This is a genomic window from Urbifossiella limnaea (genome assembly GCF_007747215.1).
GTDB classification, from domain to species: Bacteria; Planctomycetota; Planctomycetia; order Gemmatales; family Gemmataceae; genus Urbifossiella; species Urbifossiella limnaea.
The window spans coordinates 1,897,202-1,916,454 of record NZ_CP036273.1 but is presented as its reverse complement, the minus strand read 5'-3'; the positions used below and the strand labels follow the sequence as shown (position 1 = coordinate 1,916,454).

Here is a 19,253-nt window from a genome sequence, read left to right as displayed (position 1 = left end):
CGCCCCCGCTGCACGTTCCCGCCCGCCGGACCGGATATGCCCTTGCCCCGCCTGTTGCCAGTTGGTCTTGCGCTGGCCGCGTTCACAGTCGCCGGCCTCACGCGCAGTCCCGCTCAGCCGCCGGCGCCGGAGGCGAAGGCGTTCGCGGCCGACGGCGTCGCGTACCTCAAGAAGCACTGCCTCGGCTGCCACGGCGACACCCGCCCCAAGGCCGACCTGTCGCTGACCCGGTACGCGACCGCCGAATCGATCCTGAAAGACCGCAAGATCTGGCAGCGGGTGCAGGACGTGATCCACGCCGGCGAGATGCCGCCGGAGTCGCGGCCGCGGCCGACCACCGCCGAGAACGACGCCTTCCTCAAGACCGTCGGCGGCGTCTTCGACCACCACGACCGCACGGCCCCGCCCGACCCCGGCCGCGTCACCATGCGGCGGCTCAACCGGCTGGAGTACAACAACACCGTCCGCGACCTCGTCGGCGTCGACTTCACCCCGGCCGACGACTTCCCCTCCGACGACGTGGGCCACGGCTTCGACAACATCGGAGACGTGCTGACGCTGCCGCCGGTTTTGCTCGAGCGCTACCTCGCGGCCGCCGAGTCGATCATGGACCGGGCCGTTCAGGTGACGCCGGTCAAGTCGCCGGAGCGCTGGCAGGGCGGGCAGTACCTCGAACCCGCGTCGGCGAAGGTGCCGCTGAAGAACAACTGGCGCGTCATGTCGGTCAAGGACGGCGGCGACGCCGTGGAGACCGGCCCCGTTCACACGCAGTACCAGGTGCCGACGGACGGCGAGTACATCTTTCGCGCCCGCGTCCGCGCCGAGACGACGGGCTCGGAGCCGGTGCGGGTGGCGGTGCTGGCGGTGTGCGACAAGGCCGCCCCCGGCGTCGCTTCCGACGCGGAGGCCGAGAAACTGAGCGGCGCGGCCGTGAAGGGGTTGCGGCCGTTCGTGATCCTCAAGACGGTGGACGTGACCGGCACCGAGAAGACGCCGCAGGTGATCGAGGCGAAGGTTCCGGCGAACATCGGCCTGAAGCGGATGGCGGTGGCGCTGGTCAAGCCCAAGGCGGGCGAGCCGGCGCCGACCCTGTTCGTGCAGAACCTGTACCTGCAAGGCCCGCTCGACACCCGCCCCGCCACCCACCGCGCCTTGCTCAAGTGCGACGAGTCGAAGCCGGCCGCGGACAAGTCGCGCGAGGTGCTCGGCCGCTTCGCCACCCGCGCCTACCGCCGGCCGGTGACGCCGGACGAACTGACCCGGCTCGTGAAGCTCGCCGAGTCGCGCACGGCGGCGGGCGAGTCGTGGGAGGCCGGCGTGCAGTTCGCCATGACGGCGGTGCTGGTGTCGCCCAAGTTCCTGTTCCGCGTCGAGCTCGACGACCGCCCCGAAGGCCCGGACGCGCGGCCGATCGGCGAGTACCAGCTGGCGTCGCGCCTGAGCTACTTCCTGTGGGCGTCGATGCCCGACGCCGAACTCTTCGAGCTGGCCGGGAAGAACCAGCTGACGCCGAACCTGCCGGCGCAGGTGAAGCGGATGCTCGCCGACCCGAAGGCGAACACGCTGGTCGAGTCGTTCGCCATGCAGTGGCTCCAGCTCCAGCCGCTGAAGAACGCCCAGCCGGACGCCAAACTGTTCCCGCAGTTCAACGACCGGCTGCGGGCGGCGATGTTCCAGGAGACGAAGCTGTTCCTTGGCGAGATCGTCCGGCAGGACCGCAGCGTCCTCGACATTCTGGACGCCGACTTTACCTACGTGAACGCCGACCTCGCCCGGCTGTACGGCCTCAAGGACGCGGCCCGCGGCGGGCGCCGACAAGAAGAGTTCGTGCGGGTGGCGCTCGCCGGCACGAACCGCGGCGGCGTGCTGACGCAGGCCAGCGTGCTGACGGTCACCTCGAACCCGACGCGAACCAGCCCGGTGAAGCGCGGCCGGTGGGTGCTGGAACAGCTGCTCGGCACCCCGCCGCCGCCCCCGCCGCCGAACGTGCCCGAGCTGGAGGAAGCCGGGAAGAAGACGACGGCGCTGACGCTGCGGGCGCGGATGGAGGAGCACCGCAAGAACGCGGCGTGTGCCAGCTGTCACGCCAAGATGGACCCGCTCGGCTTCGGGCTGGAGAACTTCGACGCCGTGGGGGCGTTCCGCGCGAAGGACGGCGACGCGGCGATCGACCCGTCGGGCGAGTTGCCGGGCGGCGTGAAGTTCGCCGGGCCGGTCGAGCTGAAGAAGATTCTGCTGACGAAGAAGGACTTGTTCGCCCGCTGCCTCGCGGAGAAGCTGCTGACGTACGCGGTGGGCCGCGGGCTGGAGTTCACCGACAAGCGCGCCGTGGACAAGGTCGTCGCCGGGCTGGCCCGGCAGGACTACAAGTTCTCGGCGCTGGTGACCGAAGTCGTGCAGTCCGACCCGTTCCGCCTGCGCCGCGGGCGGGCGCCCCAGTAAGACCGCCGCTTGCGGCGTAGCGTCGCGACGCTACGCCGCAAGCGGCGAAGCCCCGAGCCGTTACCGAGGAACCCAGTCATGCCGCGTTCGCCGATCAGCCGCCGGACCGCCCTGAAGGGGCTCGGCGTGTCCGTCGCCCTCCCCTGGCTCGAAGCGATGGGACCGCAGACCGCCTGGGCGCAGGGCGCCGGCACCGCCAACCCGGCCCCCAACCGGCTGTGCGTCCTGTACGTGCCCAACGGCAAGAACATGGCCGACTGGACGCCCGAGAAGGAGGGCGCCGATTTCGACCTGCCGCACATCCTCCGCCCGCTTCAGCCGGTGAAGGACCAGTTGATGGTGCTCACCGGCCTGACCGCCGACAAGGCCCGCCCCCACGGCGACGGCGGCGGCGACCACGCCCGGGCGCTCGGGGCGTTCCTCACCGGGTCGCAGCCGCGCAAGACCGACGGCACCGACATCCGCGCCGGCGTCAGCGTCGACCAGGTGGCCGCGGGCCGGCTCGCCGACCAGACCCGGTTGCCGTCGCTGGAACTCGGCTGCGAGGCCGGGGCGATGGCGGGCAACTGCGACAGCGGCTACTCGTGCGTGTACTCGTCCACGATGTCGTGGCGGTCGGCGACGCAGCCGCTGCCGAAGGAGGTGAACCCGAAGCTGGTGTTCGAGCGCCTCTTCTCGACGACGCCGGACAACGTCCGCCAGCGCCAGGACGCCCGCCGCCGCAGCGTCCTCGACTTCGTGCGCGAGGACAGCCGCGAGCTGACCGACCGCCTCGGCGCCGGCGACCGCCGCAAGCTGGACGAGTACCTGTCGGCGGTGCGCGACGTGGAGCAGCGCATCCAGCGCGCCGCGACGCTGCCGCCGGTGCGGACGCCGGACGTGCCCGCCCCGACCGGCATCCCGGGCAGCTACCCCGAGCACATCCGCCTGATGTACGACCTGATGGTGCTGGCGTTCCAGGCCGACGTGACGCGGGTGGTGACGTGCGTGCTGGCGAACGAGGGGAGCAACAAGCCGTACCCGTTCGCCGGGGTGACCGAGGGGCACCACGACCTGTCGCACCACGAGAACAAGGCCGAGAAGAAGCAGAAGATTCGGGACATCAACACGTTCCACACGACGCAGCTGGCGTACTTCCTCGGCAAGCTGAAGGCGGTGCGCGAGGGCGACGGCACGCTGCTGGACCACTGCATGGTGGCCTACGGCAGCGGCAACAGCGACGGCAACGCCCACAACCATGACAACCTGCCGATCCTCCTGGCCGGCGGCGGGTGCGGCACGCTGAAGCCGGGCCGGCACGTGAAGTACGCCCGCGAGACGCCGCTCAACAACCTGTGGGTGGGGTTGCTGGACCGGATGCGCGTGAAGGTGGACACCCTCGGCGACAGCACCGGGGCGCTGCCGAACCTGATGTGATCATCACGTTCGGGGGGTGTCCGCTTGCGGCTTAGCGTCGCCCGACGCTAAGCCGCAAGCGGACACCCCCGTACCTATTTCCCGGTCACCTGCCCCAACAGTTCCAGGGCAGTCGTCGTGATCGCGTCCGCCGCCCCCACCTCCAGGTAGCTCGACCGAGCCCGCCACGTCTCGTACCCGCCGAGCGCGTGCTGCGCCGCCGTCGGCAGGTAGCCGTTGTACCCGTTCGCCAGCGACACCACGAACGTCTGTTGCGTCGAAGACCGCTTCTTGATGTCGAGCCCGATCTGCGTGAACACCTCGCACGGGATCGCCACGATCCCCAACTCGCCGATGCGGATGGCCTGAATTCGCACGGGCACCGTGTCCGGGTACTTGGCCAGCAGCAGCGTCTCGCGGGCGTACACCTCCTCGCTCCCGCTCAGCACCGGCCCCTTAGCCTTCGCCACAATCGCCTCCGCCCGCGCCACCTCCGCCGCCGTCGGCTTGCGGACCTTCAGCGTCAGCTCCTTCGTCGCCACGGACAGCGTGATGTCGCTACGGTAGCTGGCGCCGTCGGCGGCTTTCCTCGCGGCCTTCGCCACCGCCTCGGCGACCTCGCGCGACCGCTCCCCGGGCTCGCGCTTCGGCGGGGCCGCGCCCGCGAAGTTGATGTTGTTCACGTCGCCGCTCGTGCCGTTCGACAGGACGCCGACGAACCCGTCGCCCTTCGCCCCGAGCACCGGGCCGACGCGCTCGGCGAACACGCCGAAGTAGTCGGCCGACAGCGCCGGCCGGTCGCCGACGTAGTGCAGCCCGTAGTTGGCGAACAGCGCCCGCGGCGCCCCGTCCTTGTCCCTGACGCTCAGCACGCTCACGGCGGGGTCCACCGGGCCGGCCTGCTTGTCGAGCGCCTTGTTCCCGTAGCCGGGGTTCGTCCTTACTTTGTCCGTCTTGTCGCCGAACGGGTTCGCGTTCTCGAACCCGGGCGTCGTCAGCCAGCGGCGATTGAAGACGTGGTTCGGCTCGTCGGCGGCGCCCCAGCCCAGCTTCGCGGGGGCCAGCTTCGCGTGCGCCGCCATGATGCCGGCGGCGATCTTCTCCGCGAGGAATTTGACGTACCGCTCGTCGGGGTCGCTCCCGAACACGCCGGTCACCGTCGGCGCGCTGTGGGTGTGCGTCGCGGAAATCAGGATGTTCGCGGCCGGGATGCCGGTCATCTTGCTCGCCGCGGCGCGGGCCGCGTCGCCGAGCTCGCGCGGGATCATGCAACTGTCCACGACGCACAGCGCCACCTTCGTCGTGCCGTCGTCGAGGACAAGGCAGCGGGCGTGGAGCTTGTCGGCGGCGCTCGTCGCCTTCCGGTCGGCGAACCCGCCGTTGACGGAGATCGGGAAGTGCTCGGGCGTCACGTCCTGGGCGTGCGCCCCGGCCATGATGCCGGGCGGCCGCGGCGGGGCGTCGGCGGCGAGGGCGGGAAGCGCAGCGGCGAGGAGAAGTGCGAGGCGTGTCATGGCGGGCTCCCGGGGGAAGTCCCGAGGGTACGCCGGTTTCGGCCGGCGGGCAAGCGGGTGCCGCCGGCGGGCGGCACCGGTACACTGACGGCCGGTTTCCCGCCCGGAGGTTCGCATGACCCGGTTCGCGCTCGCCGCCGTCGCCTTCCTGATCGGCACCACCGTCGCGGCCGACGACGTTTCGCTCGCGGCCCTGGCCGGGTCGTACAAGGCGGTGTCGGCGTCGCACCACGGCAAGGCGGTGCCGGCGGACGTACTCGCCGGCTTCGCCGCGAAGATCGAGAAGGACGACCTGACGTTTTCGGTCAAGGGGAAGGACTACCCGGCGAAGCTCAAGCTGGACGCGAAGAGCACGCCGGCGCACCTCGACCTGGCGCCGCAGGACGGCCCGGACAAGGGGCGGACGTTCCCCGGGATCGTCCGGCTGGAGAAGGGCGAGGTGGTGCTGGCGTTCACCGAGACGGCCGACCGCCCGGCGGACTTCGCCGGCGGCAAGGACGTGATGGTGGTGCGGCTGAAGCGCGACGGCGGGAAGTAGCAACCCACGAGGACGACCGATGAAGCAGTTGCTGGCGGCGGTGGTGGCGGGGCTGGTGGTCGCGGGGGCGGGGACCGCCCAGGGCGACGCCCCGGCCAAGTCGATCGACGGCACCTACAAGGTGCTGTCGGCGTCGTTCGGCGGAAAGACGAAGGAGGACGCGGACAAGGTGGAGTTCGAGTTCAAGAACGGCACGGTGACGGTCCGCGAGGGCGGCAAGGCGAAGGCCGAGGACGCGAAGTACACTCTCGACCCGACCAAGACGCCGGGGCACATCGACATCTCACCGCCGAAGGGGGACAAGACGGTGCTGGGCATCTACCAAACGAAGGCGACGAAGGCGGGCCTGGAGCTGACGCTGGCTTTCACGAAGAACGGCAGCGACCGCCCGACCGACTTCAAAACCGACACCCCCGGCGTGACGGTGATGAAGCTGCTCCGCCAGGGCGAAAAGTAACGCGCGACCCCGCGGGGGGCACCCTCACCGCCCCTCGCGGACGTTGTACTCCAGCTTCCACCGCTGCTTGCCGTCGCGGCTGAACAGCCACAGCTCCAGCTGGCCCACCGCCGTCACCTTGCTGTGCAGGTGGACCGGCACCACCTGCCTCGCGGCCGCGCCCTTCGCCTCCAGCGTCGTCCGGATCGGGGCCAGTTCCTCCGCCTGGCCCTCCCACTCGTCCACCACCGTGCCCGCCGCGTCGGTGCGGCGCGTCGTCGAACCCAGGAAGCGGAACTCGGCCTCCTCGCCGGTCACCAGCCCGAACTCGGCGCCGGGGATGTCGGCCTCGGTTCCCTCCTCCATCCCGAACGGGGCGACGCACAGCGCCTTGATCGGCGGCGCCAGCCCCGGCACTGCCGGCGCCGCCGTCTCGACGCCAACGTAGTACGCCCGCGCCGTGCCGCCGCGGATGCGCACGCCCTTTCCCCGGCGCACGAGGCCGTAGTACGCGGCCCCACGAGCCACCGCCAAATCCAGGTCGGCGCCGGGGAGCTCGCGCGGGGCGTCGGCCTTCGCGCTCTTGGCCCACGAGGCGAGCACGCCCAACAGCCGGTTCCGCATCGGGTCGGCCTTGAAGACGCCGCCGTTGAACAGCAGCGCCGTCGGCAGCACCGCGCCCTTCTTGCCCGCCTTCTTCGCCGACTCGCGCCCGGCCAGCGACTCGGCTTGCCGGCTGAGGAACGCGGCGAGGTGCCGCGTGATGCCGGGGTCGGACACGTAGGGGAGCCCCAACTCCTGCAACCCCACGGTGCGGGCGCGGGCGGGTTCGGCGTCGCGGGCGCACTCGGGGAAGAAGCCGTCGATCAGCACCGCCTCCATGTCCGCCCGCGGCAGGTCGTGCTTGATCGTGCCGCCGACCAGGCTGCGACCCTTGCCCAGCACCGTCACCGGCGCCTTCGTCAGCCGCGGGTTGGCGAACAGTTGCTCCTTCGCGCCGCGGCAGGCGTAGGTGAGCTGCACCATCTGGCCGGCGTCGAGCTTCGTGTTGTTCTTCGCCAGCGCCTGCGACACCTGGTAGGCCAGCGTCAGGTCCATGTTGTCGCCGCCGAGCAGCAGGTGGTCGCCGACCGCCAGCCGCGTCAGGTTCAGGTTGCCGCCGTCCTCCGCGACCTCGATCAGCGTGAAGTCGGTGGTGCCGCCGCCGACGTCGGCCACGAGCACGAGGTCGCCGACGCCGACGTGCTCGCGCCACCCGTCGCCGGTGCGGTCGAGCCAGGCGTAGAAGGCGGCCTGCGGTTCCTCCAGCAGCGTCAGGTTCTCGAAGCCCGCGGCGCGGGCGGCCTCGATCGTCAGGTCGCGGGCGGCGGCGTCGAACGACGCGGGGACCGTCAGCACGATGTCCTGGGCTTCGAGCTTGTCGGCGGTCCCCTTCCCCGGGCCGGCGTGGTTCCAGGCCTCGGCGAGGTGCTTGAGGTAGCGCGTGGCCGCTTCCACCGGCGACACTCGGCGGCCGGTCTCGGGTGCGCGGAACGGCAGGATCGGCCCCTTGCGGTCGGCCCCCGGGTGGCTCAGCCACGACTTCGCGGAGGCAACGAGCCGCGTCGGCACCTGCGACCCGTAGGCGCGGGCGTACTCACCGACGCTGTAGTCGCGGGCGGCGTCCCACGGCAGCTTCAGGGCGCCGGCGGGTTGTTCGCCGTCGCCGGGGAGGTAGAGGAACGACGGCAGCAGCGGCCGCTCCTCGACGGCGCCCTGGGACACGACCTGCGGGACGGCGAACGGCGTGACGGGCGGCTTGTCGCCGGCGGTCGTGTCCACGTAGGCGAGGGCGGAGTTGGTGGTGCCGAGGTCGATGCCGACGACGTACCGGGAAGCCATGAACCGTCTCCGGGGGCGACTCTACCGCCGCTAGCGGCGAGACTTCGGCCATTGTAGCGCCCGCCGGGGGTCGATGGCCGTTCCCGGCCCCCGGGCATACCACTACCCGAACACCCTCGCCGTCCCCGCACCAGGTTCCGCCGCATGGGTTCCCCGTCCGCCCCGCTCCCGCTCGCCCGGCTCGTCGGGATCGGGCTGGTGGTGTTCCTGGCCAACGCCGCGCTGCTCGTCCTCCAGCTCGTCGCCAGTCGCCTCCTCGCCCCGTTCATCGGGTCCGACCTGTACACCTGGACCGGCATCATCGGCGTGTTCCTCGCCGGCATCGCCCTCGGCAACGCCTACGGCGGCCGCATCGCCGACAAGTACCCCCACCCGCGCACCCTCGTCGGCCTCCTGATGGGCGGGGCGCTCGCGGCCCTGTGGATGGCCGTGTTCCCGGTGCTGCTCGCGGCCAGCGGGGCGCACACGTCCATCCCGCTCGGGCCGCGCATCCCGATCCTGGCGGCGATCCTGTGCCTGCCGGCCGGGTTCGTCCTCAGCCTGCTGACGCCGGTGTCGATCAAGCTCGGCCTGCCGGACGTGTCGAGCACCGGCCGCGTCTCGGGTCTGATCTTCGCGCTCAGTACGCTCGGGTGCCTCATCGGCAACTACGTCACCGGCTTCTACCTCGTTCCGATGTTCACTATCAACTCGCTGGTGTACGTGGCCGCGGGGTTGCTCGCCGGCACCGCCGTCGCCTCGTGGGTGGTGCTGCAACTCGACCCGCCGAGGGAGAACGAGCCGGCACCCCAGGAACCGGGGGCTGACGCCCCCGGCTCGCCTCCGACCACGAACCTCGCCGCGTTTGCCGACATCCGGCACGCCTACGCCATCGTGTTCCTGGCCAGCTTCTGCGGCATGGCCCTGGAGCTGGCCGCCAGCCGCTACATCGCCCGGCACCACGGCGTCAGCCTGTTCTCGTGGACCGGCGTGATCGGCGTCATGCTCGCCGGGACGTGCGTCGGCAACTTCGTCGGCGGCATCATCGCCGACCGGGTGAACCGCCCCGGCAGCGGCTGGAACCCGCGGATGGTGCTCGGCGGCCTGCTCGTCCTCGCCGGCGGGCTGACGATCCTCATCCTCGTCACCCGCCCCATCCTGGAGCGCGGCGAGGCGTTCGCCACCGACGGGCTCGTCACGCAGATCGTGATGTGGTCGTTCGTGCTGTTCTTCGCCCCGATGGCGGTGCTGGGCACCATCTCGCCGCAGGTCATCCGGCTGGCCGTGCCGGACGCCGCCCACGTCGGCCGCGTTGCCGGGCGCGTCTACGCCTGGAGCACCACCGGGGCCATCGCCGGCACCTTCGCCACCGGCTACGTGCTGATCTCGGGCCTCGGCACCGACCGCACCATCATCGTGGCCACCGCCGTGCTGGCGCTGGTGAGCCTGACCGTCGCCCCGGTGTGGAAGGACAACACGCTGCTGTACCTGCTGAGCATCGTGCTCGGCGGCGTGACCGGCGGCGTGATCCTGACGTGGGGCGAGGGCACGGCCGAGCCGAACACCGTGGTGCAGCGCGACAGCAACTACTACCTGATCCGCGTGACGACCAAGCTGGAGCCGCTGGCGGCCGGCGACGAACCCGACCCGGTGCTGGAAGGCGACCCCGACACCGCCGGGTACAAGGTGCTCCACAACCTGAACCTCGACCACCTCCTCCACTCGACCGTGGACGTGCGCCGCCCGACGTACATCTATTACAAGCACGAGGAGATTCAGATCGAGTTCCTGCGGGCCGCCCGCAAGGGGAACGACGCCCCGCGGACGCTTCTAATCGGCGGCGGCGGCTACACCCTGCCCCGGGCCGCGATGAAGCTCGTGCCCGGCACCCGCATGGACGTGGTGGAGATCGACCCCGAGGTGACGAACGTCGCCTACGAGTTCCTCGGCCTGAAGAAGCACGAGCACCACCGCGACGTGAACATGGACGGCCGGCAGTTCGTCGCCGAGGTGGCCGAGAAGGGGAGCTACGAGCTGGTCATCCAGGACGCGGTGAACGACCTGTCGGTGCCGTCGCACCTGATGACCAAGGAGTACAACGACGCGGTGAAGCGGGCGCTGAAGCCGGACGGGGCGTTCCTGCTCACCATCATCGACAGCGTGGAGCACGGGAAGGTGTGGCGGGCCGCGATGGCGACGCTGGAGAAGACGTTCAAGCACGTCCACCTGCTGGCGTCGAGCGAGCCGCCGGCGGCGGAGCGGCCGGCCGACCCGAAGGCGGCCGCCGAGTACGACGAGCGGTTCGCGTACTGGTCGGCCGGGCGGCAGGTGTACGTCATCTACGCCTCGGACAAGCCGCTCGACCTGGCGGGGCTGAAGGCGGCGACGGAGGCCGTGGTGCCGCGGCCGCCGGCGTACTGGCCGACCGCGAAGGCGGCGGCGCTCGGGCCGGCGGCGATGACGGTGCCGGAGGTGCCGTTCTTCACCCGACAGGTGGCGCCGTCGGTGCTGGAGCCGTTCCTGGCGAAGGAGCCGGGCGTCATCCTGACCGACCAGTACGCGCCGATCGACAACCTGATGGCCGAGGTGTTCCGCCGGCGGAACCAGTAGGCCTTGACCCGCGGCGGAGCTGCGAGCCGGGCACCCCTCATGGAACCCCTCGAAACCTGGCGCGTCTGGGCGCAACTTGCCGTCGTCGGCGCCGCCCTCGTGGTCGCCCTGGTTCGCCCCCTCCCCGCGCTGCGGGTGGTGGCCGCGTGCGTCGCCGCGATGGTCGCCTACGGCGCCGCCCAGGATCAGTTCACCGCTCGCCTCTGCCCCGAGTACTTCACCGTCGCCCACAACCCCATCCCGGGCGTCACCGACCCGACCCTCCTCGGCCTTGCCTGGGGCTTCCTCGGCGGGTGGTGGGGCGGACTGTTTCTCGGCCTCGGCATGGCCGCCGCCGCCCGGGCCGGGTCGGCACCGCCCGCCCCGGCCCGTGACATCGTGCGCGCGCTCGCGGGGCTGTTCGCGGTCGTCGGCACGGTGTCGGCGATGGCGTGCGTGGGGAACCTCCGCCACGCCGACCTGCTCGGGGTGTCGGTGGGCGAACCGTGGGCGACCGCGGTGCCGCCCGACCGCCACCGGGCGCTCGTGGCCGTCGCCAACACCCACTTCGCCACCTACACCACGGCCGCGCTCGGCGGCGGCATCGCCTGCGCGTGGGTGGGGCGGCGGCGGAACCAGTAGGCCTTGACCCGCGGCGGGAGGCTGGGTAAAGCCCCGGCTCCGAAGGCACCCGCCAGGGGTCGGGCCATGGACGGCTCGCTCAGTCACTTGCGCCTGTTCTCCGCCACCGCCGAGCCCGCGGCGCCGGCCCCCGGCCGCGCCGACCCCCGCGAACTCGCCAACCGCGAACTCCTCCGCCCGCCCACCTACCGCCGCGGCCACGACGGCCTCGAACCGTTCTCCGCCGCGTGGCTCGACGAACTCGCCGCCAAGCGCTACCAGCGGCACGGGGCGTGGCTCCCCGCCGCCCTCGAATTCGACCGCCACCCCGACGAGTCCGTGCTCGTTCTCGGCCCCGGCGTCGGCTGCGACGCCGCCCGGTACGCCGCCGCCGGCAGTGTCGTCACCGTGGCCGCGGGCGCCGACGACCGGGCCGACGTGGTCCGCGACCACCTCGACCGCCGCGGGCTGAGAGCGGCCGTGGTGCCGTTCCAGCCCGACCGCCTCCCCGCGGCCGACGGCACGGTCGATGTAGTGGCGTGGAACGCGCTCCACTCGCCGGCCCCGACCCCAGAGCCGGGTGAACTGCTGCGCGTGCTCAAGAGCGGCGGCAAGGTGATCGGCCTGTTCCCGGCCCGGTTCGACGCCGGGTACTGGCAGGACGTGCTGTTTCCGCTGCAGGGGTGGTACTGGCGGCGCCCGCCCGACCCGACCTCCGCCCCGAAGGCGACCGGCCGCGAGTTACTACGGGCGTTCGCCGGCTTCGAGAAGATGACGGTGGCGAAGCGGCACCTGCGGCGGTCCGAGCTGCCGCACCCGTGGCGGGTGCTGCCGCTGATGCTGATGGAGCGGCTGATGGGCCGCGTGCTCGTGCTGAAGGCGTTCAAACCGCTGGCGGCGCGGACCGGCACGCACGCCCCGCTCCCGGCGGTCGCGCGGGCCGCCTGATATCCTGTCCCGGTGACTCCCGATCCCCTCCCGCCGGCCCGGTTCACCACCGGCCGCCTGCTCGTCCTCGCCGCCGCTACCGCGGTGTTCGTGTGGTTCGTCGCCGCCGGGCCGGACGAGGCCGTGGTCGTCGCCCGCTCCGGCGAGTGGCGGGCCGCGGCGCGTCAGCACCTGCCGGCGGCGGTCGGCCTGTTCGTACTCGTCGAGGTGTGTCTCGTCGCGCTGTCGCTGCCGGTGAACCTGTGGCTGACGGTGCTGGCCGGGTTCCTGTTCGGGGCGGGGCTCGGCACCGCCGTCGTCAGCGCGTCGTCGACGGCCGGCGCGGCGCTGGCGTTCCTGCTGGCGCGGTACGTGTTCGCGGGACCGGTCCGACGGCTGGCGCAGACCCGGCCGCGGCTCGCGCGGGCGTTCGAGCGGATCGACCGTGGCGTGGAGGGGCACGGCGCCTTCTACGTAGCCGTGCTGCGGATGACGCCGGTGTTCCCGTTCTGGCTGGTGAACCTGGGGCTGGCGCTGACGCCGATCCGGCTGCGGCAGTACGCCTGGGCGAGCTGGCTGGCCATGCTGCCGGTGACGGTCGTGCTCGCAGCCGCGGGGGCGGAGCTGGCCGAGATCACGTCGTTCCGCGAGGTGCTGTCGGCCCGAGTGCTGGTGCTGCTGGCGCTGATGCCGGCGGTGCCGCTCGCCCTGCGGCTCGTCGCCGACCGGTGGCTCACCCCGTCGGCACCGCGTAGCGGGCGATGAGCGCCCGCGCCGTGCGCAGGCCGTCCACCGCCGCCGACACGATCCCGCCCGCGAAGCCGGCCCCTTCGCCCACCGGGTACAGTCCCGGCACGCCGGGCGACTCGCGCGTCTCCGGGTCGCGGTCGATTCGCACCGGCGAGCTGCCCCGCGCCTCGGGGCCGACCAGCACCGCGTCCGGGAGGAAGCGCCCCTGCCAGCGGCGGTCCATCTGCGGCAGCCCGTGCCGCACCGCTTCGGCCACCACCGGCGGCAGCACCTCGCGCAGGTCGGCACTCACCACGCCGCGCGGGTAGCTCGACTTCACCTCGCCCGGCGACACCCGGCCGTTCACGAAGTCGCGGCCGCGCTGCACCGGCGACCGGTACTCGCCGCGGCCGAGCTCGAACGCCTTCCGCTCGTACACCTCCTGCAACCGCACGCCGGCAAGCACGTCGGTGGCGCCGAACGCCTCCACCGGCACGGTCACCACCAGCCCGCTGTTTGCGTAGGGGGAGTCGCGCTTGCTCAGGCTCATGCCGTTGGTGCAGAAGTACCCCTCCTGCGACACGCTCGGGATGACGTGCCCGCCGGCGCACATGCAGAACGTGAACAGGTCGTTCTTGCCGTGCGCCACCAGTGCGTAGTCCGCGTTACCGAGAACCTCCTCGTACTTGCTGTGCCGCGGGCCGAACTGCACCTCGTTCACGAGCCCCTGCGGGTGCTCGACGCGCACCCCGAACTGGAACGCCTTCGCGCTCATCGGCACGCCCCGCGCCGCCAGCATCGTGTAGGTGTCGCGGGCGCTGTGGCCCGGGGCCAGCACCACGGCCGACGCCGGGACGAACCCCGACGACGTGGCCACGCCCTTCAACCCGGTCGAATCGAACAGCACGTCCTCGACGCGGGTGAGGAAGCGGACCTCGCCGCCGTGCTCCTCGATCTTGCGGCGGATGGCCTTCACCACGGCGGGGAGGCGGTTGCTGCCGAGGTGCGGGCGGTGGTAGTACAGGATGCTCGGCTTCCCCGGCTGCTGCCCCTTGCACTCGGCGAACAGTTCGAGCACGCGCATCACGTCCGGGCCGGTGCTGCGGCAGGTGAGCTTGCCGTCGGAGAAGGTGCCGGCCCCGCCCTCGCCGAACAGGTAGTTGCTCTCGGGGTGGAAGGCGCCGCCGTCGTCGAACGTGCGCACGTCGCGGATGCGGTCGTTGACCTTGGTGCCGCGCTCCAGCACCAGCGGGCGGTAGCCGTGCAGCGCGAGGAAGTAGGCGGCCAGCAGCCCGGCCGGCCCGGAGCCGACCACGACCGGCCGGTGCGGCAGCGGGCGCGTGCCCGGCGCGGGCATGGCGAACGGCGGCTCCTCGACGCGATCGACCTGCGTGGAGCCGTCGGGGCGGTAGTCGTCGCCGGGGAACTCGACCTCGAAGTTGTAGACGAACCTTAGCTGCCGCTTGTCGCGCAGGTCGAGCGCCTTGCGGACGACGCGCCAGCCGCCGAGGTCGGCGGGGCGCACGCCGAGGGCGCGGGCGAGGTGGGACGGCAGGTTCGCCTCCGGCTCCTCGACCGGAAGGCGCAGGTTGGACACGCGCAGGGCCATGCGGGAATCTTACGACCGCCGCCGCCCGCGTATCATCACCCCACCCGCACGGAGTGTCAGCGATGTCTCGCGGCCCGCTCGTCGCCCTCGCGCTCGCGGCGTTCGCCGTCGCCCTCCCGGCCCGACAGGCGCCGCCGCCGCACGCGCCGTTCCTCGTCGGCGTGAAGGAGATCGGCTTTCCCGGCCTCCCCGGCACCGTCGCGGTGTTCGGGCCGCGGGCGTTTCCGGTCGTGACGGCGCCCGCGGGGAAGGCGGCCGCCGCGGTCGTGGCCGCGGGCGAGACCGACGGCGGCGGCCGCGTCGTGCTGTTCGGTCACGAGGGCTACCTCGTCCCGCCCGGCCTCGGCGCCGCCGACACGACCGCGCTCGTGACCAACGCCATCCACTGGGCAGCCGGCGGGAAGGCGACCGACGTGATCGTGCAGGGGCTGCCCAACACCGCTGCGGCGTTCGTGGCCGCCGGGCTCCCCGCGGCCGCGCCGAAGGGGGCGCTGGTGGCGAAGGGACGCGGCGCGGTGATCGTGTGCAACGCCCACCGGATCGGCCCGCAGGACGCCGCCACGCTGGCGCGGCACCTCGCGGCCGGCGGCGGGGTCGTGGCGGCGGGGCCGGGCTGGGGCTGGGAGCAGACCAACCCCGACAAGCGGCTCGCCGCCGAGCACCACGCCAACCAGGCGTTCGCCGCCGCGGGGCTGGTGCTCGCCGGCGGCACGCTCGACGCCGCGAAGGACAAGCGCCTCGCCGTCGGCCCGCCGGACCGACTCACGCACGTCGCCGCGGCCGAGAAGCTGGTCGCCGCCGCGGTGAAGGGAACGGAGGCGCCGCCCGCCGACGCCCGCACCGCGGAGGCGACACTCACCCGGGCGCTGCGTTACCTCCCGGCGCAGGAGCAGGCAAAGTTGTCGGACCGGCTCACGGCGACGCTGGCCGGCGCGGCGGCCGCGGTGCCGTCGGCGAAGCAGCCGTTGAAGGCGGGTTCACCCGGCCGGCTGGCGCTCGGGCTGCGGACGAAGCTCGCGCTGGAACGGCCGGCAGACCGCACCACGGCCGACCCCGCCGCGGCCACCTTCCCCGGCGACGTGCCGGCCGACGCGCCGCGGGTGAAGGGACGCACGGTGACGTTCCGCACCGGCGTGCCGGGATACGTGTGCGACGGCGTCGGCGTGTCCGCGAAGGCGGACGTCTGGCACAGCACCGGCGTGTATGCCGCGCCCGGCGAGGTGGTCCGTGTCACCGTCCCGGCCGCGGCCGCGGGTCAGGGGCTCGGCGTCCGCATCGGGGCGCACACGGACGAACTGTGGCAGCTCGACCGCTGGCAGCGTGCCCCGCAGGTGTCGCGGTGGGCGCCGCTCGCGTCGACGACCACGGCCGCCGCCAACCCGTTCGGCGGGCTCGTGTACGTCACCGCCCCGGTCGGCGCGAAGCTCGGCGACGTCAGGGCCACGATCGACGGCGGTGTGGCGGCGCCGGTGTACTTCGCCGGCAAGACGACGGCCGACGAATGGGCGAAGCTGCGGGCGGCGCCGGCCCCGTGGGGCGAGTTCGTCAGCGACAAGTTCGTGCTCACGGTGCCGGCCGCGGTCGCCCGCACGGTCGAGAACCCGGCCGAAGTCGTCGCCTTTTGGGACACGGTGCTCGACGGCTGTGCCGACCTGACGGCGGTGCCGAAGCAACGCGGCCGGGCCGAGCGGATGGTGTTCGACCAACAAATCTCGGCCGGCTACCTCCACTCCGGCTACCCGATCATGGGGCCGCTGAACCTCGCCCCGCTGGCCGTGGACGTGCCGCGGATGAAGCGCGGCGGGCCGGGCGAGGGGCCGTGGGGCTTCTTCCACGAGCTCGGCCACAACCACCAGCAGCGCGACTGGACGTTCGACGGCACCGTGGAGGTGACGTGCAACCTGTACTCGCTCTACCTGCTGGAAACGCTCTGCCCCGGCGCCCCGGTCCACGACGCGATTCGAGGGCCGTCGCAGGCGAAGAACGCGGCCCGGCACAAGACCGCGGGTGCAACGTTCGACGGCTGGAAGGGCGACCCGTTCGTGGCGCTGATCGTGTACGACCAGCTGCGGCGGTCGTTCGGGTGGGACGTGTTCAAGAAGACGTTCGCCGAGTACCACGCCGCCGCACCGGCCGACCGCCCGCGGACCGACGCGGCGCGGCGGGACCAGTTCGTCGTGCGGTTCTCGAAGGCGGCGGGGAAGAACGTCGCGCCGGCGTTCGAGGCGTGGGGCGTGCCGGTCGGCGAGGGGGCGAAGCGCGAGGTGATGGGGTTGCCGGCTTGGGCGCCGCCGGCGCCAGGGGCGAATTGAACCGCCGCTTGCGGCGTAGCGGCGCGAACGCCGTTACGCCGCAAGCGGCGAAATCCATTACGCCATCCGGGTGCTGACGTTCACGAACGTGTGGATGTGCGGCAGCGCCCGGAAGCTCCACACGAAGCCCGGCCCCTCCAGCCGCCAGAAGCTCCACGGCTCCTGCGCCGTCCGCTGGCCCTCGGTGTAGAACGCGAAGCCGAGCTTCTCCATCCCGCCGTTGGCCCGGATCACCTCCATCACCTCGTCGCCGTCGGCCCGACGGTACGGGGCCACCAACTCCCGCATCACCCGCTCCACCAGCGCCTTCTGGTCGGCCGTCAGCGCCGTGAACGCCACGCCCGGCGCCTTGTGGTCGGCCTTCGGCAGCCGCACCGAGTCCACGCCGTCGCGCCACGTGCCCGGCTTCACGGCCGCCGGCTTCTGCTCGTCGGAGAGCGAGGCGAACAGGTCCGTCAGGCTGCGCGTCTGGTAGTAGAACACGTTGTTCCGGGCGTACCCGTTCGGGGTGTGGCCGTAGTACAGCGGGCCGCCGAACGCCGCCCCCTGCTCCGAGTTGCCGTCGCACCGGATGGTGAGGTGGTGGCCGGCGAACATCAGCGAGAACGGCTTCCCCTCGACCGGCTCGCCGTAGATCACGGCGCCGATGCTCTCGAAGTCGCCGCTGGCGTCGAACCGGTTGTTGCGGCTCAGGAGGCGGTAGCCCTCGTGGCCGTTGCCGAGCGAGCGGAAGATGCGGTCGAGCATCTCGATCTGCGTCCGGTTGTACGCGGCGCCGATCCGCACGTCGGCGTTCGGGGCGGCGTTGTGCGTGGCCAGCCGGGCCGGCAGCCCGCCCTTCGGCCCCATGTCCCACGGCTTCACAACCTTCGCCTTCTGGTCGGCGGTGAGGGTGGCGAACAGCTCGCGCACCATCGCCTCGCTCGTGGCCTGCTGCTGGGCGCGGGCGGCGCGGGCCTTCGCCAGCGGGGTGAACGTCTCGGCCGCGGGGACGGCGGCGACGGCACCGGCGGCGACGTACCGGAAGAAGTCGCGGCGGGCGGGTTCGGGGGTGTCGCAGTCGGGGCAGGCGACGGGCTTGTCGGCGGGGAGCATCGGACGGGCCTCCGGCGGGTAGGTCGGGAAAGGGTGTGGGCGAAGGTATTACACACCATCCGGCGGCGGGTGTCACGCGCGGAATCGATGAGAGCCGCGACGGCGGTCAGTCGTAGCCGCCGCCGCTCTCGCCGAGCAGGTCGCCGTTGCCGCCGCCCTTGTAAAACCGCCGCCCGAGGTTGTGGTTGTACGGCGTCCACGCCGACGGGTTGTTCTTGTCCTCTTTCAGTTCCCGTGCCACCTGGTGCATCCGCGTGTCCATCATGTCGATGACGTGGAGCAGCATCGCCTCCGGCGTCATCGGCACCCGCGGGCTCCCCCACTCCAGCGTGCCGTGGTGGCTCAGGACCATGTGCTGCAGCCGCAGCATCAGCTCCCGCGGCACCGGCTCGCCCGTCAGGTCCGGCACCTTCAGCGCCGCCGTCGTGAGCAGTTCCACGCCGATCGCCAGGTGCCCGACCAGCTGCCCCTCGTCGGAGTAGCCGAAGGCGCGGGCGTAGGTGAGTTCGCGGACCTTGCCGGCGTCGTGCAGGAAGATGCCGATCAGCAGCAGGTCGCGGTCCACGAACGGGTACAGCGGCAGCAGCTTGTCGGCGGCGTCCATCATGGTGACGACGTGCTCCAGCAGCCCGCCGACGTAGGCGTGGTGGAGCTTCACCCCGGCCGGGCACGTCGTGAACTTGCGGACGAAGGCGTCGTCCATCAGGAGGCACTCGGCGAGCGCCCGCAGGTGCGGGTTGCCGAGCTTGAACAGGAAGCCGCGGAGGCGGTCCATCAGCTGCGGGATGCTCTTCTCCGTCTGCGGCAGGAAGTCGCTCAGATCGACCTTCCCCGCCTCGACGCGCTCGACCGAGTTGAGAATGACCTGCAACGCCCCCTGGAACAGTTGCACCTTGCCGTCGGCGTGGACGAAGTCGCCGGGGTCGAAGCCGCGGGCGATCGCGTCGGAGGCGTTCCACAGCCGGGCCGAGATGCCGCCGGTGCGGTCGCGCAGGTCGAGCTGCAGGTACGGGGCGCCGTTGCGGTTCACGCGGAGCTGCTTGTCGGCGACGAGGTACACGTCGTCGAGTTCGGTTCCGTCCCGGAGCTGGTCCACGGTGCGGCGCGGCATCGGCGGTTCCTGTCGGCGCGGGGGCGAACGGGTACGTTAGCGGGCCGGAAAGCTACAACAAGAACCTTGAGCCAT

Annotated in this window: 14 protein-coding genes; 9 read left to right on the top strand and 5 right to left on the bottom strand. The window is 72.1% G+C overall.

The features are described from left to right. Nucleotides 1-36 precede the first annotated feature (36 nt). Both ETAA1_RS07615 and ETAA1_RS07610 read left to right on the top strand, forming a co-directional pair. Nucleotides 37-2,442 carry a DUF1592 domain-containing protein gene (locus tag ETAA1_RS07615; RefSeq protein ID WP_145235878.1) on the top strand — a complete coding sequence of 802 codons (2,406 nt, stop codon included), beginning with the start codon at nt 37-39 and terminating at the stop codon, nt 2,440-2,442. A 78-nt stretch (nt 2,443-2,520) separates the two neighbouring features. Further along, nucleotides 2,521-3,858 (top strand): DUF1552 domain-containing protein, encoded by a 1,338-nt coding sequence (locus tag ETAA1_RS07610; RefSeq protein ID WP_145235876.1) that lies wholly within the window; start codon nt 2,521-2,523, stop codon nt 3,856-3,858. 74 nt (nt 3,859-3,932) lie between these two features. Here ETAA1_RS07610 and ETAA1_RS07605 read toward each other — a convergent pair whose 3' ends face one another. Next, nucleotides 3,933-5,351, bottom strand: coding sequence for a hypothetical protein (locus ETAA1_RS07605; protein ID WP_145235873.1), 1,419 nt, complete (start codon nt 5,349-5,351; stop codon nt 3,933-3,935). 115 nt (nt 5,352-5,466) lie between these two features. On the opposite strand from ETAA1_RS07605, the gene ETAA1_RS07600 reads away from it, so the two are divergent. Next, on the top strand, nt 5,467-5,889 hold the full coding sequence (locus tag ETAA1_RS07600) for a TIGR03067 domain-containing protein (RefSeq protein WP_145235870.1): 423 nt from the start codon (nt 5,467-5,469) through the stop codon (nt 5,887-5,889). 19 nt (nt 5,890-5,908) lie between these two features. Then, nucleotides 5,909-6,346 carry a TIGR03067 domain-containing protein gene (locus ETAA1_RS07595; RefSeq protein ID WP_145235867.1) on the top strand — a complete coding sequence of 146 codons (438 nt, stop codon included), beginning with the start codon at nt 5,909-5,911 and terminating at the stop codon, nt 6,344-6,346. 24 nt (nt 6,347-6,370) lie between these two features. Here the strand turns inward: ETAA1_RS07595 and ETAA1_RS07590 are convergent, their stop codons facing one another. Beyond that, on the bottom strand, nt 6,371-8,206 hold the full coding sequence (locus ETAA1_RS07590; RefSeq protein WP_145235865.1) for an Hsp70 family protein: 1,836 nt from the start codon (nt 8,204-8,206) through the stop codon (nt 6,371-6,373). A gap of 144 nt (nt 8,207-8,350) precedes the next feature. Here ETAA1_RS07590 and ETAA1_RS07585 point away from each other — a divergent pair, with 144 nt between their 5' ends. The 4 genes from ETAA1_RS07585 to ETAA1_RS07570 all read left to right on the top strand — a co-directional run bounded on the left by ETAA1_RS07585 (nt 8,351) and on the right by ETAA1_RS07570 (nt 13,087). Then, entirely contained in the window at nt 8,351-10,795 is a 2,445-nt protein-coding gene (locus ETAA1_RS07585; protein WP_145235863.1) for a fused MFS/spermidine synthase, read from the top strand. A 39-nt stretch (nt 10,796-10,834) separates the two neighbouring features. Then, nucleotides 10,835-11,416, top strand: a complete 582-nt coding sequence (locus tag ETAA1_RS07580) for a hypothetical protein (RefSeq protein WP_145235860.1) — start codon at nt 10,835-10,837, stop codon at nt 11,414-11,416. 66 nt (nt 11,417-11,482) lie between these two features. After that, nucleotides 11,483-12,343 (top strand): class I SAM-dependent methyltransferase, encoded by an 861-nt coding sequence (locus ETAA1_RS07575; RefSeq protein ID WP_145235857.1) that lies wholly within the window; start codon nt 11,483-11,485, stop codon nt 12,341-12,343. Between the two features lie 12 nt (nt 12,344-12,355). Next, complete coding sequence (locus tag ETAA1_RS07570; RefSeq protein ID WP_145235854.1) at nt 12,356-13,087, top strand: TVP38/TMEM64 family protein; 732 nt, start codon at nt 12,356-12,358, stop codon at nt 13,085-13,087. On the opposite strand, the gene ETAA1_RS07565 is transcribed toward ETAA1_RS07570, so the two are convergent. Next, nucleotides 13,056-14,660: an NAD(P)/FAD-dependent oxidoreductase gene (locus tag ETAA1_RS07565; RefSeq protein WP_145235851.1), complete on the bottom strand. Its 1,605-nt coding sequence runs from the start codon at nt 14,658-14,660 to the stop codon at nt 13,056-13,058. The genes ETAA1_RS07570 and ETAA1_RS07565 overlap by 32 nt on opposite strands. Nucleotides 14,661-14,722: 62 nt before the next feature. Between ETAA1_RS07565 and ETAA1_RS07560 the strand changes: the two genes are divergently transcribed. Next, on the top strand, nt 14,723-16,972 hold the full coding sequence (locus ETAA1_RS07560) for a M60 family metallopeptidase (RefSeq protein ID WP_145235848.1): 2,250 nt from the start codon (nt 14,723-14,725) through the stop codon (nt 16,970-16,972). 57 nt (nt 16,973-17,029) lie between these two features. Here ETAA1_RS07560 and ETAA1_RS07555 read toward each other — a convergent pair whose 3' ends face one another. Beyond that, on the bottom strand, nt 17,030-18,067 hold the full coding sequence (locus ETAA1_RS07555; protein ID WP_145235845.1) for a DUF3500 domain-containing protein: 1,038 nt from the start codon (nt 18,065-18,067) through the stop codon (nt 17,030-17,032). A 106-nt stretch (nt 18,068-18,173) separates the two neighbouring features. After that, entirely contained in the window at nt 18,174-19,178 is a 1,005-nt protein-coding gene (locus ETAA1_RS07550; protein WP_145235842.1) for a 3'-5' exoribonuclease YhaM family protein, read from the bottom strand. Between the last annotated feature and the right edge of the window lie 75 nt (nt 19,179-19,253).

Excerpts from the sequence above, each read along its gene's own strand:
- ETAA1_RS07555 (WP_145235845.1), bottom strand. The coding sequence starts at position 18,067 with ATGCTCCCCGCCGACAAGCCCGTCGCCTGCCCCGACTGCGACACCCCC.
- ETAA1_RS07610 (WP_145235876.1), top strand. The coding sequence starts at position 2,521 with ATGCCGCGTTCGCCGATCAGCCGCCGGACCGCCCTGAAGGGGCTCGGC.
- ETAA1_RS07590 (WP_145235865.1), bottom strand. The coding sequence starts at position 8,206 with ATGGCTTCCCGGTACGTCGTCGGCATCGACCTCGGCACCACCAACTCC.
- ETAA1_RS07595 (WP_145235867.1), top strand. The coding sequence starts at position 5,909 with ATGAAGCAGTTGCTGGCGGCGGTGGTGGCGGGGCTGGTGGTCGCGGGG.
- ETAA1_RS07585 (WP_145235863.1), top strand. The coding sequence starts at position 8,351 with ATGGGTTCCCCGTCCGCCCCGCTCCCGCTCGCCCGGCTCGTCGGGATC.
- ETAA1_RS07605 (WP_145235873.1), bottom strand. The coding sequence starts at position 5,351 with ATGACACGCCTCGCACTTCTCCTCGCCGCTGCGCTTCCCGCCCTCGCC.
- ETAA1_RS07560 (WP_145235848.1), top strand. The coding sequence starts at position 14,723 with ATGTCTCGCGGCCCGCTCGTCGCCCTCGCGCTCGCGGCGTTCGCCGTC.
- ETAA1_RS07600 (WP_145235870.1), top strand. The coding sequence starts at position 5,467 with ATGACCCGGTTCGCGCTCGCCGCCGTCGCCTTCCTGATCGGCACCACC.
- ETAA1_RS07550 (WP_145235842.1), bottom strand. The coding sequence starts at position 19,178 with ATGCCGCGCCGCACCGTGGACCAGCTCCGGGACGGAACCGAACTCGAC.
- ETAA1_RS07565 (WP_145235851.1), bottom strand. The coding sequence starts at position 14,660 with ATGGCCCTGCGCGTGTCCAACCTGCGCCTTCCGGTCGAGGAGCCGGAG.
- ETAA1_RS07580 (WP_145235860.1), top strand. The coding sequence starts at position 10,835 with ATGGAACCCCTCGAAACCTGGCGCGTCTGGGCGCAACTTGCCGTCGTC.
- ETAA1_RS07575 (WP_145235857.1), top strand. The coding sequence starts at position 11,483 with ATGGACGGCTCGCTCAGTCACTTGCGCCTGTTCTCCGCCACCGCCGAG.
- ETAA1_RS07615 (WP_145235878.1), top strand. The coding sequence starts at position 37 with ATGCCCTTGCCCCGCCTGTTGCCAGTTGGTCTTGCGCTGGCCGCGTTC.